The following is a 16283-nucleotide window of genomic DNA, read 5'->3' as shown; positions in this document are numbered from 1 at the left end:
GCCCACGGTGACCACCACGCTGTTGACGAAGTAACCGATGAAGTCCGACTCGATGACCAGCCGGTAGTTGTCCAGCGTGGGGTCGGCGGGCGGGACCATCGGGTTGCTCGAGTAGTAGCTGCTCTGGGCCTTGAAGCTGGTGATGAGCACCCAGTAGATGGGTATGACGACGATGGCGAGCCACAGCCAGCCGGCCAGTCCACCGAGCCAGTTGGGCCGGTGAGCCGCACCGGCACGCTGCTGCCGCTCGCGCGAGCCGGCTGCTTGCCGTCGTGGCCTGGTCAGCGTGGCGCTCACCTCAGGCGCCCTCGAGCTGGCTCTCGCCGGGCTCGCGGCCACCGAGCCGGCGCAGCAGCAACGCGAGGAGAAGGCCGACCAGGACGAGGATGACCGCGATGACGCTCGCGGGTCCCATCAGGTTGGCCTGGAAACCGCGCTTGTACATGTCCAGCGCGAGCACCCGGGTGGCGTCACCCGGACCGCCCTCGGTCAGCACGAAGATCAGGTCGAAGAAGACCAGCGACCCGACCACCATGAGCGTCGACGACGTGATGATCGTGTACTTCAGCTGCGGCAACGTGATGCTGAAGAACTGGCGGACCCGCCCGGCGCCGTCCAGCTGCGCGGCCTCGTACATCGACCGCGGGATCTGGCGGACGCCACCCTGGTAGATCAGGGAGTGGAACGGGATGAACTGCCAGGAGACGACGAACACGACGAGACCGAACGCGAGTCCCGGCCTGCCCAGCCAGTCCTGGCTGAGGAAGTCGATGCCGAGCCCCGCACCGAGCCCGAAGTTCGGGTCCAGCAACGCCTTGTACGCGATCGCGATCGCCGCGGAGCTGAGCAGCAGGGGGATGAAGTACGCGACAGCCAGCACCCCGCGGTAGCGCTGGTGGCCCGCCAGGAACGTGCCGAGCAGGATGCTCAACGGCGTCTGCACGGCCCAGGACGCGACGATCACCAGGAACGTCACCCAGACGGCGTGCGGCAGCCCGGGGTCGGCCAGCACGGCGCGCCAGCTGGTGAGCCCGGACGGGTGGATCTCACCGAGCCCGTCCCACGTCGTGAAGCTCAGCGCGAGCACGCCGACGACCGGCACGACCGCGAAGCCGACGAAGCACACCAGTGCCGGCGCGGCCAGCAGTACCGCCTCCCCGGTATTGAAGCTGCTGGTCGTCCTGGCTGGGGAACGTGCTGTCTGGTCACGAACTCGTGGCCGGCTCGCGTCACGTTCCCCTGAGGTGGCGGTCTGCGACGGGTCGGTTTTCCGCCCACTGCTCACTGGCCGATGATCGCATTCATGTTGTCGGCGAACTGCTGCGGCGAGATGGACAGCTGGAACAGCTTGACGATGTTGTCCAGCAGCGTCTCGGCGGCCGTCGGGCTCATCGCCTGGTCCCAGGACTGGGCGAAGACCTTCGCCTTGCTGGCGATGTCGTAGGTGAACATGAGGAAGTCGGCGTTCTTGTCCTTGGCCAGCAGGTCCTGCGTGCCCTTGACGACCGGCACCCCGCCGGTGCCGATCCACTGCTTGATCTCCTCGTCGTCGAGGACACCTTCGGTGAAGAACTTCTTGGCGGTGTCCTTCTCCGCGGCGGTGGCCTTCGACGAGATGGACAGGTACTGCGCGGGGTTGCCGACGGTGTCGCTCGGGTCGCCCTTGCCGCCCTCGACCGGCGGGAAGTTCATGAACCCGAGCCCGCCACTGGAGACGAAGTCGCCGCCGTCGGACTGCTGGATGCCGTAGGACCAGGAGCCGTGCAGCATCATCGCGGCCTTGCCGGTGTAGAGCAGGGCCTGGTCGGCGTTGGAGTCGGCGGTGATCGACGAGAAACCCTTGATGAACCCGTCGGCCTTGACCAGCTCCTGCACCTTGGTCAGCGCGTCGATGGCGATCGGGTTGGACCACGCGTCCTTCTCGCCGTCGAACACGGCCTGGAACACGTCCGGTCCGCCCATGCGGTCGAACAGGAACTCGAGCCACATCATGTTCGTCCACCGCGACTGGCCGCCGAGGGAGAACGGCGCGATGTTCTTCGCGTTGAACTTGGGCACGAGGGCCATGATGTCGTCCCACGACTGCGGCGGCTGCACGCCGACGTCGTCGAAGATCTTCTTGTTGTAGTACAGGACGATCGGCTGCACCGTCTCGCACGGCATCGCGTAGATCTTGCCGTCGATGGTCGCCGCGCCGAACGAGGACGGGAACAGCCGGTCCTTGACCTTCGAGTTCTGGTCGAACCACGAAGTGAGGTCCTCGACCTGGTCGGCCTCGACGTAGGTGCGCAGCGTCCCGCCGCCCCAGCCCCAGATGATCGTGGGTGCCTGCCCGGCGCCGATCGCGGTCTTGATCTTCGTCTTGTATGCGTCGTTCTGGTAGGTGGTCGCGACGATCTTCTCGTCGGGATTGGCCTTGTTGAACCGGTCCACGGCACCGGTCCGGACGCCTTCCTGAGGCTGCCCGTTCAGGAACCAGTACGTGGCGCCGCGGCCACCGCCGCCGCCGCCAGGGCCGGACGTGCCACAGGCCGCGAGTGCCATCGAGAGCGGCACGCTGGCCGCGAGACCGAGGACGGTACGACGAGAGATTGGAGTTTCCACGTTGAGTTCTCCGTTCTCGAGAGTCGTCGGCTTCCCCCGAGCCGGCTTCGAAAACTTTCGAAAGGCGTAGGTGGGACGAAGGTTAGGATTCGCATCCGAAGATGTCAAGGTCAGCGAAGTATGTTGCTGTAAGATCGCAACCTACGTACGCTTGCCGCAGATTCCGAAACCTTTCGAAAATGATGTCTCGAAACGGAGGAGGACGCGATGACGACGGCCGATCGGCCGGTGGGCCGTGTCGTGCCGCGCTGGCAGGACACGACGCTGCCCGTGTCGGACCGGGTCGATGCCCTCCTGGCCGAGATGACGCTGGCGGAGAAGGTCGGGCAGCTCGGCAGCTGCTGGGTCGGCAACGACATGGCCGAGCAGGCCGAGGGCTCTCGGGTGGCGCCGCTGCCGGACGTGTTCGCGAAAGCCGGGAGCGTGCCACTGGCGGAGGCCAGCCGGCACGGGCTGGGCCACCTGACCCGGGTGTACGGCAGCCGGCCGGCGACCGTGGCGGAGGGTGCCGCGGAACTGGTCGCCTCCCAACACACCGTTCTGCGTAACTCCCGACTCGGCATCCCCGCGCTGGTCCACGAGGAGTGCCTGACCGGGTTCACCACCTACGGCGCCACGGTATATCCCGCGGCAATCGCCTGGGCCGCGACGTTCGACCCGGATCTGGTGCGGCGGATGGCCGCGGCGATCGGACGCGACATGCGGGCGCTCGGCGTGCACCAGGGCCTCGCCCCGGTCCTCGACGTGGTCCGGGACTACCGGTGGGGCCGGGTCGAAGAGACCATGGGCGAGGACCCCTTCCTGGTCGCGATGCTCGGCGCCGCCTACGTCCACGGCCTGGAAGGCGCGGGGGTCATCGCCACGCTCAAGCACTTCGCGGGGTACTCCGCGTCGCGGGCCGCCCGGAACCACGCGCCCGCACCGATCGGTCGTCGCGAGCTGATGGACGTCATCCTGCCGCCGTTCGAGGCCGCGATCGAGGTGGGTGGTGCCCGCTCGGTGATGATCGCGTACTCCGATGTGGACGGTGTGCCGGCCGGTGTCGACTCGTGGCTGCTGAACGACCTGCTGCGCGACGACTGGGGGTTCACCGGCACGGTGGTCTCCGACTACTGGGCCGTCGCGTTCCTCGCCACGATGCACCGGGTGGTCGCGGACACCGACCAGGCCGGCGTGGCCGCACTGGCCGCCGGCATCGACGTGGAGCTGCCCAACACGCTTGCCTTCGGTCAACACCTCATGTCGCGGATCCGCGACGGCGAGCTTTGTGAGTCCATAGTGGACCGCTCGGTGCACCGGCTGCTGGCGCAGAAGGTCGAGCTCGGACTGCTCGACCCCGACTGGACACCGGAGTCGTCGGTCGCCACCGCGGCCGACGTCGACCTCGACTCACCGGCCAACCGGGCGCTCGCGGCTGAGCTGGCAGAGCGGTCCATCGTGCTGCTCGACGCGGGCAGCGCGCTGCCGCTGGTCGATGACGGGCGTGCCGCACCGGGCCGGGTCGCGGTGGTCGGGCCGTGCGCCGCCGACTCGCGCACCCTCATGGGCTGTTATGCCTTTCCCAACCACGTCCTGCCCCGCCATCCCGGCATGGCCCTCGGCGTGACCGTGCCGACCGTGGTCGACGCCCTGCGTGCCGAGCTGCCGGACACCGAGCTGGTCCACGAGCCGGGGTGCGACGTGCGCGACGAGGACCGGTCCGGCTTCGCCGCGGCGGCGGCCGCGGCCCGCGGGGCGGACCTGTGTGTCGCCGTGGTGGGCGACCGTGCGGGCCTGTTCGGCAACGGCACCTCCGGCGAAGGTTGCGACACCGAGGATCTGCGGTTGCCGGGCGTGCAGGCCGACCTGCTCGCCGAGCTGTTCGCCACCGGGACACCCGTGGTCGTGGTGGTGGTCTCCGGCCGCCCGTACGCGCTGGGCGACGTGCACCCACGCGCCGCCGGCCTGGTGCAGGCGTTCATGCCCGGCCAGGAAGGCGCGGCCGCGATCGCCGGCGTGCTGTCCGGCCGGGTCCAACCCGCGGGCAAGCTGCCGGTGCAGGTGCCCCGCCGGCCGGGCGGCCAGCCGGGCACGTACCTGCAGCCACCACTCGGCGCGAACACCGACGGCATCAGCAGCGTCGACCCGACGCCGCTGTTCCCCTTCGGGTACGGCCGGTCGTACACCACGTTCGAGGTGGACGACCTGCGCGTGAGCGCGACCGAGCTGCCCACCGACGGCGAGCTGGCCGTGTCGGTGCGGGTTCGCAACACCGGCGCCCGGGCCGGCCACGAGGTCGTCCAGCTGTACCTGCGCGACGTCGTCGCCCAGGTGACCCGGCCGGTCCGGCAGTTGGCCGGTTTCGCCGCGGTCCGGCTCGAGCCCGGCGCGAGCGCACGAGTCAGGTTCCACGTGCACGCCGACCGGTCCGCGTTCACCGGCCGGGAGCTGCGCCGCATCGTCGAGCCCGGAGAGGTCGAGGTGCTCGCCGGCACCTCGGCGACCGACCTCCCGTGCCGGGCCACCGTACGGTTGACCGGCGCCACCCGGGTGGTGGGCCATGACCGGCAACTCACCACGCCGGTGGACCTGCAGGCTGGTGAGACCGATGCCGACGAACACTAGACGCACGACCCTGGCGGCCGTCGCGCGCATCGCGGGGGTCTCCGTGGCTACGGTGTCCAAAGTGGTCAACGGCCGCAGCGACGTCGCGCCGCAGACCCGCTCCCGGGTGCAGGACCTGCTGCATCAGCACGGCTACGTCGCACCCGTCCTCCGCCGCGCCGGGACCACGGCGCGCCCGACCATCGAGGTGCAGTTCGCGGGTGTCTTCAAGTCGTACACGGCCGAAGCCCTGGACGGCATCGTCGACGCGGCCACCGAGGAGGGGGTCTCGGTGGTGATCAGCAAGCCGGGCCAGAGCCCACACTGGGCCAGGGACCTGGTCGCCGCGGGCCGCCGCGCTCTCATCGCGGTCACCACCGTGCACACCGCCGCGCACCTGGACGCCTTGGCCCAGGCGGGCCTCCCGCTCGTCGTTCTCGACCCGCTGCACGTGCCGCACAGCGATGTCAACAGTGTCGGGGCGACCAACTTCGCCGGCGGCCTGGCCGCGACCCAGCACCTGCTCTCCCTCGGCCACCACCGCGTCGCCTACCTCGGCGGACCGGCGATCGCCGCCAGCAACCAGGCACGCATGCACGGGTACCGGGCCGCCATGGAGGCGGAAAAGGCGCCGGTACCCCGCACGTATGTCCGGCACGGCGAGTTCACCTTCGAGACCGGCCAGCTCGGCGCCGCGGCGCTGCTGGACCTCGCGGAGCCCCCAACGGCGGTGTTCACGGGCAATGACGAGATCGCTCTGGGTGTCATCGAGACCGCCCGCACCCGGGGTCTGCGCGTCCCGGAGGACCTGAGCGTGGTCGGCTTCGACGACACACTTCTCGCCCGGATGGCCTCGCCGCCGCTGACCACCGTGCGGCAGCCGCTGCGGGAGATGGGCGGCGTCGCCCTGCGCACCGCCCTGCGCCTGGCGGCCGGCGAGAAGGTCGCGTCCCACCACGTCGAGCTCGCCACCGAACTGGTGGTACGGGGCTCAACCCTGCCGGTCGGGACTGTCTGATCCCTGGCGTTGCCTGATGGGACGAAGCAGCCTGCTGGGGCGTCCCATCGAGAGGGTCGCCGGCGACTTCCGCTGTAGTGACCGGACCAGCCGGCGAGTAGCCGGCCAGGGCGCGACCGCCGTTTTATGTCGACTTCAGCACCGAACCCCCGTATCCCGACGAGCCGCCGGCCGACCCCGGCGAGGACGTGCCGAGGCCGATGACGTCTCGCTCGCCGGATAGGAGTGGTCGTACCCGACAGCCGCGGTTCCGGGGCGCGCATCCCCGGGAACGCGGCCTGGCCCCGTGAGGGCGGCCCGCACTGCCGACCACCACTCGAACCGGACGAGGTTTCGCCGCTTCGAAGATCCCGCACCCAGCACATCAACGTGATGCGGACTGAAGGATCGCGTGTACACGGTTCGCGTCCGGGTGGCCGATCTCGTGGTAGATGTGCAGAGCAATTCTCAGCGCCGCGGTGGCTTGTGCCGGACCGGTGTATTTCAAGGCGTATGCGAGACGTTCCAGTGACACGGCTTCCCAGTACCGGTCGCCTAGGCGACGGTCTATGTTGAGGGATCTTTGGTAGTAGCTCGCGGCGCTCGCGTGGCGTCCCAGAGCGCGCTCGATGTCACCGAGATTGAGCAGGACGTCTGCCTCGCCTTCCGGATGACCGATTTCGGTGTAGAAGTGCAGCGCGCGAGCACACAGCGGCTGTGCATCGTTGTGGCGTGCCAGCAGGTATAGCTGGCGGCCCATTGCGTTCAGGGCGTCCGCGTGGCCGAGCTGGTCGTCCGCGGCACTGCGGATCAGTTCCCATGCCGCGCGGGCGTGGTTGAACGCGTTGTGATGGTTGCCGCGAGCGTCGTACACCCTGCTGTATGCGAGGTGGTTCTTGAACGCCCCGCGAATGTTGTGGAGTGTCCGGTAGATCTCAGCCGATCGGTCGAGGAGTTCGAGCGCCTCATCGAACTGGCCGAGCCTCGCGAGAGCGGTTGCCAGGCAGCGGGAGGTCAACGCCTCACCGACACAATCTCCGTATATCCGTACCGTCGTCAGCGCGGTCCGCAGTATCGCGACGCGCTCGGACCACCGTCCAGTGCGACGCAGAAAGGTCGTGGAGGCCCATGCGAGCCGCCAGGCGCGATCCGCAAGCCCGCGGTCGGCGGCGAATCCGACCAGCGCGTCCAGCGTAAGGTGCTCGGCGGTGAACCAGGCGAATGCGCCGTCGTAGCCTTCGACAGTCGGGGTGGCTGACCGGGCTACCGGGCCCAGATCGCCGCGATCATAGCGGTGCGGCTGGATGAGCTGGTCGGCCAAGAGCGCCGTGCTGAGGTAGTGCTCGACGAGGCGGGTCGCCGCGGCGTGTCGCTCCGGGTCAGCGCCGGCCAGCTCGACCGCGTACGCCCGCAACAGGTCATGCAAGCGGAATCGACCGGGGACGTACTCCGTGACGAGGTGTGCGCCGGTCAGCTCGCGCAGCGCGGCCGTTTCCCCGTCGCCGGTGAGGGCCCGGCAGGCGGCCGGATAGATGTCGGCACCCGGGTGGATGCCCAGAAGGCGAAACAGTCGGGCCGCGTCGGTACCAAGCACGGCGTAGGACCAGGAAAACACCGCACGTGGGCTCAGGTCCATGTCCCCGAGGTCCAGCACGTCCAGCCGGCGATGCTCGTAGCGCAGCTCCTTGACCAGGCCCGCGAGCGACAATGCCGGCTGGCTCGCGGCGCGGGCAGCGGCCACGCTCAGCGCCATCGGCAGATGGACACACAGCTCGATGAGTTCGGCGGCAGCGTCCGGTTCGACATCCAGACGCGCGCGACCGATCCGTTCGGCGAGCAAGGCAAAGGCCTCGGCGTCGGACAGGACGTCAAGTGCGATGTGATGGGCGCCGTCGCGAACCAGCAGGCTGTCCATCCGATTGCGGCTGGTGATCACCACGACGCACGACGAGTTGCCGGGCAGCAGGGGACGTACATGCTCGCTGCAGCGCGCGTTGTCCAGCACGATCAGCATGCGCCGCTCCGCGAGCAGGCCGCGGTAGAGCGCCGCCTTCGCATCCACATCGGCCGGAATTGCCTGTGCGGCCACGCCGAGCGCCTGCAGGAATCCGTGCAGCGCTTGATCTGCGTCCATCGGCTCGTGCTCGTCGAATCCCCGGAGATTGACGTGTAGTTGCCCGTCCGGAAATCGATCACGCACCCGGTGTGCCCATGCCAGCGCGAGCGCGGTCTTGCCGATGCCGGCCATGCCGTGGATGGTCACGACGATCGGAGGTGCCGGCGCATGCACGTCGATGATTCGGGCCAAACAGGCTAGTTCTGCGTCCCGCCCGACAAAGTGCCTGGTGCTCGGTGGAAGTTGGTGCAGGACCGGCAAGCCGGCGGGAATCACGGGCCTGGTCGAGACGCCGGGTTCGACGTCCACCAGCCGGACCCACGCCGCCGTGTCGGTCTCTTTGGCGACGACGTGGATCCGACGGTACGAGTCGCGCTCGGCCTTCGCGCTGTGCCATACGACCTCGTCGAAGAACCACTCGGAGGTGATGACCGAGAGCGGACCGGTCGACCGCGCATGCGCCTGTTTGAACTCCACGGCGTCGAGCAACCGGAACGTCAGGTTCACCGACCGGCCGGCAACCCCGTGCTCGTCGTGGTGGATCTCACCAGCGTTCAGAGCGAGCCGCAATCGGATGCGCTCGTTCGCCGGTCGCCCGGCGTTGTGAGTGTGGAGCGCGCCGGCAAGCCGAACCGGCAACGCCTCGACAAGAAGGCTCTTCGCCACCGTGGACGGAATGACCACGAGTACGCCGTCACCGCGATCCTCCCGGTGACAGTCGTCCCACGGGACGCCGGCTTCCCGGAACGCCGCCTGGAGAGCCCCATACAGTCCACGGCGAACAGTGACCTGGTCCGAGTTTGTCCGCCGCCGATCGCCGAACGCCGACACGTCCACGACGAGAATCGTGCGGTGCACCGCCGGTGGAATGTCGAACGGCCCAGGATCCGCCACGGAAAGCCCAGGCACGTGAAACGAAGTATCAGCTCGGTTGGCCTCCCCAACAGACACCGACCCACCTCATTCTTCAGCTCAATTCCCCAGTTGTCATCACAGTCGAGAAGTCCGTACCAGCCCCGCGGACAAGCGTTGGCTCAACGCATGCGAGCTGCACGTCACGCCCGCGCACCGACCGGTACGTGGCGATCCCGATGACCGTTCTCCCACCAGTGATCTCCCACGTACCCGCAGCCCATCCCGGCTCACGAGGCACGCGTTCACGCCCCCAGACACGACCGTCGAACCAGCGACGGACCGCACCGCCGCGTCTGCGACGTCCTGTGCACATGCACGTGCATGCACACAGCGTGACTATGTCATGCCGTCCGGGGATGTATCAACATCAAGAGAAGCGGATATCAAACTGTGCGTTGAACGGCCCGGATGAGGCGGCCAGCGGTGCGCAACTGTCGTCCAGCTATATAGTCGCCCGTACAGCCGGGACAACTGGATCAGGAATGTCCTGACGTCGCCATTCAGCCGTCATTGTGATGACGTTTGACGCTGATGTACTGGACACGACGCGCTTTCCCGCCTTCGATGGCCGGCCGGGACGCCGCGAACCGGCTGGATGCGCACGACGGCGCGGGAACCTCTCGGCGAACGGTGGAGATCGACGCAGACGCGGGGGTGACTCGTCCACCGCCGCACTCGCAAGTCGCTCGCGCTACGCCGCCCACAGGCGGCGCCGCGGCGTCATCGGCAGGCCGATGCGGGATCAGGAGGGCGGGAACTCGCGGGGCGGGTTCTCCACGGGTTCGGTGATGCGCCACAGGTTGCCCGAGTTGTCGCGGAAGGCGGCGTCCACGCCGTAGAACCGATCGGTGGGCTTCTCGGTGAACTCGACCCCGCGTGCGACGAGTTCCTCGTAGGTGCGCCGGCAGTCCTTTGTGGAAAGGATGCCGGCACCCATGTGGCCGCGCGTCACGAGAGACTTGATCCGCTCGGCGGTGTCGGCATCGACCGCGGGCGGGCCCGGCACGGCGAGCATCACCTGCAGCTCCGGCTGGCCGGGCGGAGTCACGGTGAGCCAGCGGTAGTCACCCATCCTCGCGTCGGTGTGCACCTCGAAGCCCAGCTTGCCGACATAGAAGTCCAGGGCCTCGTCCTGGTCGAGCACGAAGATCCCGATGTGCGAAACGGCGTCGATCATGCGGCGAGGATATTAGCCCGCGGCTCTGCCGTGCTTCTCCAAAACCGACTCGTTGCGCGTCGGCCTGGTGTGCCGGCGCAGCACGCAGCTCGGGATGCGGGCGGCGGTGTCGGCCTCGCCGGAGTTGCGTGCCGCACGCCGGTAGCCGGTCGGGCTCTCGCCGGTCAGCTCGCGGAACCGGGCGCTGAACGAGCCGAGGCTGGTGAACCCGACCGCGAGGCACACCTCGGTGACCGCCAGGTCGGAGCCCCGCAGCAGCGCGGCCGCCCGCTCGATCCGCCGGGTCATCAGGTACTGGTACGGCGTCTCCCCGAACGCCCGCTTGAACGCGCGGCCGAAGAAGTCCGGGGACAGCGCCACCCGCCGGGCCAGCGACGTGACGTCGAGCGGCTCGGCGAACGACCGGTCGATCAGGTCCTTCGCCCACAGCAGCCGCCGCGCATCAGACACGCGGTGAGCCTAACGCCCGGCGACCGGACCACGCACGCGCGGCGAGCGGTCACGCGATGTCAGTCGTCCCAGCCGATCGAGAGGGGTGCCGGGACGAGTTCGACGGCGGACACACCGGCGACCGTCCGCGCGAGCGCGGCGACGACCGAACGCTCGGCGTGGTCGGCGAACTCGCCGCTGACGAGAACTTCGCCCCCGGTGACCGCGACCGTCCAATGACGACGGCTGCCTGCGTAGTCGTCGAGCAACCGGCACAGGTTCGCCTTGATCACGTCGTCGTCGCGGACCAGCGCGCGCAGCAGATCCCGCCGCGACACCACCCCGACCAGCAAGCCGTCCTCGACGACCGGAACACAGCGCAGCCGCAGCGCGAGCATGCGTTCGGCGACCGTCTCGACCTCGGCGGTCGGTGCGACCACCTCGACCGGCGCCGTCATCGCCGACGTCACCGGAAGACGCCGGTCGCCGGCGGTGTCGGCTCGCAACGCGTCGGACTCGCTGAAGATGCCCACCACGTGATCGCGCTCGTCGACCACCGGCACCGCGGCGAACCCGTGCTCGGTCAGGACCGTGGTGGCTTCCCGGACAGTGGTGGCCGTGTCGACGCTGATCACTGGCCGGCTCATGACATCCCTGGCGCGCATGGCACCCTCCCTTCCGCAAGCACCCGACCCACGTCTCAGTCTCGCCGCGCGGCGGCGAGAACAGCAGCGCCGACGTTCCCGTGTTTCCGGGACCTTGGTCCCGTCGACACGGTCTGTCTGTGTCGGGCCGCGCGACGCCGGTGTTGTCCGGTTCGCCGGAAACCGTTGTGGCCCAGCACCTCCAACGCCCGCATAACCCGACGATCGATGGTTGACCGGACCGCGGGTGCGGTGGCGTTAATGGGTGTCCGGATCTCCGACTGATCGAGGTGCGCAGCTATGGCAACACGTTCTCGCCGCATGGTCACGGCATTGTTCGGTGCGGTCGCCGCGGCGGCGGTGTTCGTTCCGGGTGTGCTGGCGGCGCAGGCCTCCGCCGCGGCCGCGGTACCGAGGCCGGACCACGTCGTGATCGTGTTGTTCGAGAACACCTCCGAGGGATCGATCATCGGCAACCCGGACGCGCCGTACTTCAACCAGCTCGCGGACACCGGCGCCAACTTCACCAACGCCTTCGCCATCGAGCACCCGAGCCAGCCGAACTACCTCGACCTGTTCTCGGGCAGCAACCAGGGCGTGACCAGCGACTCCTGCCCGCACACGTTCGACGCCGACAACGAAGGAGCCCAGCTGCTCGCGGCCGGGCTGAGCTTCACCGGCTACGCCGAGGACCTCCCCGCGCCCGGCTCGACCGCGTGCACCTCCGGCGACTACGCCCGCAAGCACGCGCCGTGGGTGAACTTCAGCAACGTCCCCGCCGAGGACAGCCAGCCCTTCAGCGCGTTCCCCACCGACTACTCGACGCTGCCCACGGTGTCCTGGGTGATCCCGAACCTGTGCAACGACATGCACGACTGCTCGATCGACACCGGAGACACCTGGCTGAAGAACAACCTGGACGGCTACGTGCAGTGGGCCGCCTCCCACAACAGCGTCCTGATCACCACGTTCGACGAGGACGACTCGTTCGGAGACAACCAGATCGCCACCATCATCAACGGTCAGCCGGTCAAGGCCGGGGACTACGACGAGCGCATCGACCACTTCTCGGTGCTGCGCACGGTGGAGGACATGTACGGCCTGCCGCACGCCGGCGCGGCGGAGCAGGCGACGCCGATCACCGACGCCTGGAACAGCTGACCCACGGCGGCCGACCGAGGTGGTCCGGTCGTGCCGATCGCACACACGGTGTCCGGCCCGGCACCACCACGCAGCTCAGCTGCTCACGAGATGATCTCCACCAGTCGAAGGCTCTCCGCCGGGCCGCGGCCGGACAGCTCGGCGACCTGCCCGATGCCGCGGGCGTAGTACTTGTTGTCCAGCACGTCCGGCTCGAGATCGGTGGCCTCAGCGGTGCGCAGCGCGTGCCGGAAGCTCCCGTAGGGCACCCGGATCGACGCGTCGCGGCTCAGCACCCAGAACCGGTCCTCGGCGTGGCCCGGGTACCACTCCTGCCGGAAAACCCGGCCGACCTCGGGCCTGGCCTGCATGACGACACCTGGTTGGGCGCCGTCGACACCAGCGTGGAAGGTGCCCTCGGTGCTGACCCGGTGGCCGTGCTCGTCGAGCTCGGCCGTGTCCTCGCCGAAGTACCACACGTTGCCGCACCGGTCCTGGGCGTAGTAGTCGCTCGTCCGCTCGCGCAACACGTTGTCCAGGTACAGCCGGTCCTCGACCACCCTCGTCTTCACCCCGTCGACGCGCCTGGTACGGCTGGTGGCGGTGACGATGTTCAGCGCCCGCTGCTCGTCCTTGACTCCTGTATAGACCAACGTGCTGCCCGCCTTCAGTGGGAACCACGGGTTGGTCACGCGCGGGCTGAAGTGCCCCGGCACGATCTTCGGGTGGTACGCCGATCCTGGCCCGAACACCGGCAGCGGGCAGCGTTCACGCGTGCTCGCGACCGACGAGCTCGGTACCAATCCCGCCACCGCGAGGGCGGCCACCGCCAAAGCCGCCACCATCGCGGACGGCTTGCCGACACGTCGAATCATCGCCTTGTTCCTCCAGCTGAGCCCAACGTTTCCCGGTCGAGGCAAGGCAACCACGCCGCGCCTGACAGCCCGATGAACCGCGTTCAGCCCACTGTCATCCGGCGTTTCCGGCAACGCCGGGACAGGCGTCCTCGATGCGCGCCACCCCGGTCAGTCGGCCGCCAGGACCCGTTCCAGCGTCGCGTAGCCTGCCGGTTCCCACGTCGGTTTGCCGCCGGGCCGACCAAGCCGGCCGTTCTGGCCGATCGCGATCATGCCCAGGGCACGCAGGACGGCCCAGCCACGCGCCCGGGTGATGGTCGCTTCGTCGGCCTGCCCGTAGGCGTCGAAGAACCGACCCGCCGCGCCGGCGGGCAACAGGATCCAGGCGGCGGAAAGATCGGTCGCCGGATCGCCCGCACACATCTCACCGAAGTCGATCACCCCGGCGAGCATCCCGTCCCGGACGACCACGTTCGCCGGATGCAAGTCACCATGCAGCCAGCGGGCCGCGCCGTGCCAGACGGGCGCTGCCAGGGCCTTCACCCAGACCTCCCCCGCGCTGTCGGCGCTCGCGTGGTCGGCGATGACCCCGAACGAGCCGTCGACCCCTTCCTGCAATCCGGCCAGCGGGATGCCGCGCGCAGGGTTGGCCGGTGCGCCGGCGGGCGCCTCGTGGTGCAGCGCGCCAAGGAACTCCGCGAGGACGTCGGCGGCATCGATGCGGGTGACCGGCGCGTGATCGGCCGGCTCACCCTCGACCCAGCGCGCGATCGTCCAGGTGTGCTCGAACAGGCACGACGGCTTGCCGATGCGCACCGGGGTCGGCGTCGGCAGCGGCAGGCGCTCGGCCAGCACCGGCAACCACGTCTGCTCGGTGTGCAGCAGGGCAGGCGCGCGCTCGGTGCGCGGCAAGCGCACGGCCAGTTCCTCCCCGAGCCGCCATTGCTGGTTGTCCCAGCCGCCGTCGACGTCCCGCAGCTCGAGGTCAGCGAGATCCGGATGCTGTTCCCGCAGCAGCGCCCGTACCAGGTCCTGCTCGAACGTGAACTCCCCCATCAACGAGCCCCTCGACCGCCGCGCGCGCAGGCACGCTAGCACCTGTCGACCACAACGGACGAGTTGTGCACGGCGGTCATCGTCCAGAGTCGTCCCGGTCGCTCGCGCTGCCCAGAACGGTGAAGCGTCCGTCGAGGTGCACGTCGATCTGCCGGCCGTCCGACATCGTCACCTCGACTTCGTAGGCGCCCTCCTCGTCGCCGGCCTCGGTGCCGGTGACCTTGCCGCCGCCGGTGTGATCGAGGGCCGCGGCCGTTGCCTTGTCCAGCGCCGGGCCGGTGATCGGGCGGTCGGAACCGTTGTCGTCCTGTTGGCCCGTGGCGAGGGCGATGCCGGCGCCGGCGGTGACGAGGCCGGCGGCCAGGGCTGCGACGATGACGATGCGTTTCATGGGTCGTGTCCTCTCGTCCGGAGACGAGGATGCGACGCCGGCGCTGAACTAGTCCTGAACCCCGGGCAGCGTGATCACCACCCGGGCGCCACCGAGCGGGGCCTGGGCGATCCGCACGCCGCCGCCGTGCGCGGCCACCAGTTCGGTCACGATCGCGAGTCCCAGGCCGCTGCCGCCCTCGTCGCGCGCCCGGGCGTCGGCCAGCCGGACGAACCGGTCGAGCACGCGCTGCCGGGACTCCGCCGGGATGCCGGGCCCGTCGTCGTCGACGGTGACGACCAGCGAACCGTCCTGCGTGGTGAGGCCGAGCGCCACCGCCGAGGAGGCGTGCCGGGCGGCGTTGTCGGCGAGGTTGCGCAGCATCCGCCGCAGACCGCCGGGGTCGCCGAGCACCCGGCCGGCCGTCACCCCCGAGGTGTCGACGCGCAGGGTCTGGCGCAGCCGGTCGGCCTCGGCGAGAAGCAGGTCGTCCACGTCGACCGGCACGCGGCGCAGCGCCAGGCCGGCCTCGTCCGCACGGGCGAGCAGCAGCAGGTCGTCGATCAGGCGCTGCAACCGGAGCGCCTCGGCGTGCACGGGCTCGGCCAGCCCCTCGACCGTCACGCGCGCGGGGTGCGCCAGCGCGACCTCGGTGTGCTGGCGGATCGACGCGGTCGGCGTGCGCAGCTCGTGGGACGCATCGGACACGAATCGCCGCTGGGCCTCCTGCGCGCCCTGCAGCCGCGCGAGCATCCGGTTCATCGTCCGCGCCAGGCGGGAGATCTCGTCGCGCGAGCCGGGATCGGGCACTCGCCGGTGCAGCTCGGCCGCGGAGATCGCGTCCACCTCGTCGCCGATCGCGGCCACCGGCGCGAGCGCGCGGCCCACCACCTGCCAGGTCGTCACGCCGACCACGAGCAGCAGCAGCGGGATCCCGGCGGCCAGCAACTGCGTCAGCACCTGGGCGGACTCGAGGGCGTCGGCGAGCGCGCGTCCGACGAGCACGGTTCGCGGCCCGGCCGGCGTGTCCGTGCCGACCGCGACCACGACGAACTCGTCCTCGTCGACCGGCGTGTGGACTCTCGCGGACCGTCCCGGCGCGAGCCGCGCTACCGCCCGCCTGCCGGCGACGTTGCCGCTGGCGGCGACCACCCGGCCGGCCGGGTCGAGGACCTGGATCAGCTGCTCGTCCGCGGCGCTGACCGCCAGGCTGGGCGTGCTGCCGGTCGACAGCACCGCGGCGATCTCCTGGGCGCGCAGCGTGGCGGCGGTGCGGACGTTCTCGGTCTGGGTCGAGCGCACCACCAGAACGAGCGTGATCGCGCCGAGCACCAGTGCGATGCCGACCGCGACGACCGCGCCGGCGGTGGTGCGGACTCGAACCGAACGCGTCAT

General features: G+C 69.6%; 13 protein-coding genes and 1 pseudogene. 3 read left to right on the top strand and 11 right to left on the bottom strand.

Going from position 1 to position 16283, the window contains the following annotated elements; all coding sequences use genetic code 11:
- From VH969_RS20615 to VH969_RS20605, 3 genes and pseudogenes are all read right to left on the bottom strand, one after another.
- A pseudogene (locus VH969_RS20615) lies at window positions 1–297 on the bottom strand (hypothetical protein); the annotation flags it as partial.
- Window position 298: 1 nt separating this feature from the next.
- The gene (locus VH969_RS20610) at window positions 299–1285 is read right to left on the bottom strand and encodes a carbohydrate ABC transporter permease (RefSeq protein ID WP_331976640.1); all 987 of its coding nucleotides are present in this window, start codon (window positions 1283–1285) and stop codon (window positions 299–301) included.
- On the bottom strand, window positions 1282–2604 hold the full coding sequence (locus VH969_RS20605; protein ID WP_331976638.1) for an extracellular solute-binding protein: 1323 nt from the start codon (window positions 2602–2604) through the stop codon (window positions 1282–1284). Before VH969_RS20605 ends, VH969_RS20610 begins: the two co-directional genes overlap by 4 nt.
- Before the next feature lie 207 nt (window positions 2605–2811).
- Between VH969_RS20605 and VH969_RS20600 the strand changes: the two genes are divergently transcribed.
- Both VH969_RS20600 and VH969_RS20595 read left to right on the top strand, forming a co-directional pair.
- Entirely contained in the window at window positions 2812–5208 is a 2397-nt protein-coding gene (locus VH969_RS20600; protein WP_331976636.1) for a glycoside hydrolase family 3 N-terminal domain-containing protein, read from the top strand.
- On the top strand, window positions 5192–6205 hold the full coding sequence (locus VH969_RS20595; RefSeq protein WP_331976634.1) for a LacI family DNA-binding transcriptional regulator: 1014 nt from the start codon (window positions 5192–5194) through the stop codon (window positions 6203–6205). The genes VH969_RS20600 and VH969_RS20595 overlap by 17 nt, the downstream gene beginning before the upstream one ends.
- 364 nt (window positions 6206–6569) lie before the next feature.
- Here the strand turns inward: VH969_RS20595 and VH969_RS20590 are convergent, their stop codons facing one another.
- From VH969_RS20590 to VH969_RS20575, 4 genes are all read right to left on the bottom strand, one after another.
- Window positions 6570–9251 carry an ATP-binding protein gene (locus tag VH969_RS20590; RefSeq protein WP_331976632.1) on the bottom strand — a complete coding sequence of 894 codons (2682 nt, stop codon included), beginning with the start codon at window positions 9249–9251 and terminating at the stop codon, window positions 6570–6572.
- A 706-nt stretch (window positions 9252–9957) separates the two neighbouring features.
- Entirely contained in the window at window positions 9958–10392 is a 435-nt protein-coding gene (locus tag VH969_RS20585; RefSeq protein WP_331976630.1) for a VOC family protein, read from the bottom strand.
- Window positions 10393–10404: 12 nt separating this feature from the next.
- A complete protein-coding gene (locus VH969_RS20580; protein WP_331976629.1) occupies window positions 10405–10842 on the bottom strand; it encodes a helix-turn-helix transcriptional regulator in 438 nt (145 codons plus the stop codon).
- A 59-nt stretch (window positions 10843–10901) separates the two neighbouring features.
- The gene (locus tag VH969_RS20575; RefSeq protein ID WP_331976627.1) at window positions 10902–11486 is read right to left on the bottom strand and encodes a CBS domain-containing protein; all 585 of its coding nucleotides are present in this window, start codon (window positions 11484–11486) and stop codon (window positions 10902–10904) included.
- A 279-nt stretch (window positions 11487–11765) separates the two neighbouring features.
- Here VH969_RS20575 and VH969_RS20570 point away from each other — a divergent pair, with 279 nt between their 5' ends.
- Window positions 11766–12626 carry an alkaline phosphatase family protein gene (locus tag VH969_RS20570; protein WP_331976625.1) on the top strand — a complete coding sequence of 287 codons (861 nt, stop codon included), beginning with the start codon at window positions 11766–11768 and terminating at the stop codon, window positions 12624–12626.
- 83 nt (window positions 12627–12709) lie between these two features.
- Here VH969_RS20570 and VH969_RS20565 read toward each other — a convergent pair whose 3' ends face one another.
- From VH969_RS20565 to VH969_RS20550, 4 genes are all read right to left on the bottom strand, one after another.
- On the bottom strand, window positions 12710–13480 hold the full coding sequence (locus tag VH969_RS20565) for a hypothetical protein (protein WP_331976623.1): 771 nt from the start codon (window positions 13478–13480) through the stop codon (window positions 12710–12712).
- A gap of 150 nt (window positions 13481–13630) precedes the next feature.
- Complete coding sequence (locus VH969_RS20560) at window positions 13631–14518, bottom strand: aminoglycoside phosphotransferase family protein (protein ID WP_331976621.1); 888 nt, start codon at window positions 14516–14518, stop codon at window positions 13631–13633.
- 76 nt (window positions 14519–14594) lie between these two features.
- On the bottom strand, window positions 14595–14909 hold the full coding sequence (locus tag VH969_RS20555) for a PepSY domain-containing protein (protein WP_331976619.1): 315 nt from the start codon (window positions 14907–14909) through the stop codon (window positions 14595–14597).
- A 48-nt stretch (window positions 14910–14957) separates the two neighbouring features.
- Window positions 14958–16283 carry a sensor histidine kinase gene (locus VH969_RS20550; protein WP_331976617.1) on the bottom strand — a complete coding sequence of 442 codons (1326 nt, stop codon included), beginning with the start codon at window positions 16281–16283 and terminating at the stop codon, window positions 14958–14960.

The organism is Actinophytocola sp., from assembly GCF_036555685.1.
In the GTDB taxonomy this organism is placed as follows: Bacteria; Actinomycetota; Actinomycetes; order Mycobacteriales; family Pseudonocardiaceae; genus Actinophytocola.
The sequence above is the reverse complement of the archived record's forward strand: the minus strand, read 5'-3'. Positions and strand labels throughout refer to the sequence as shown.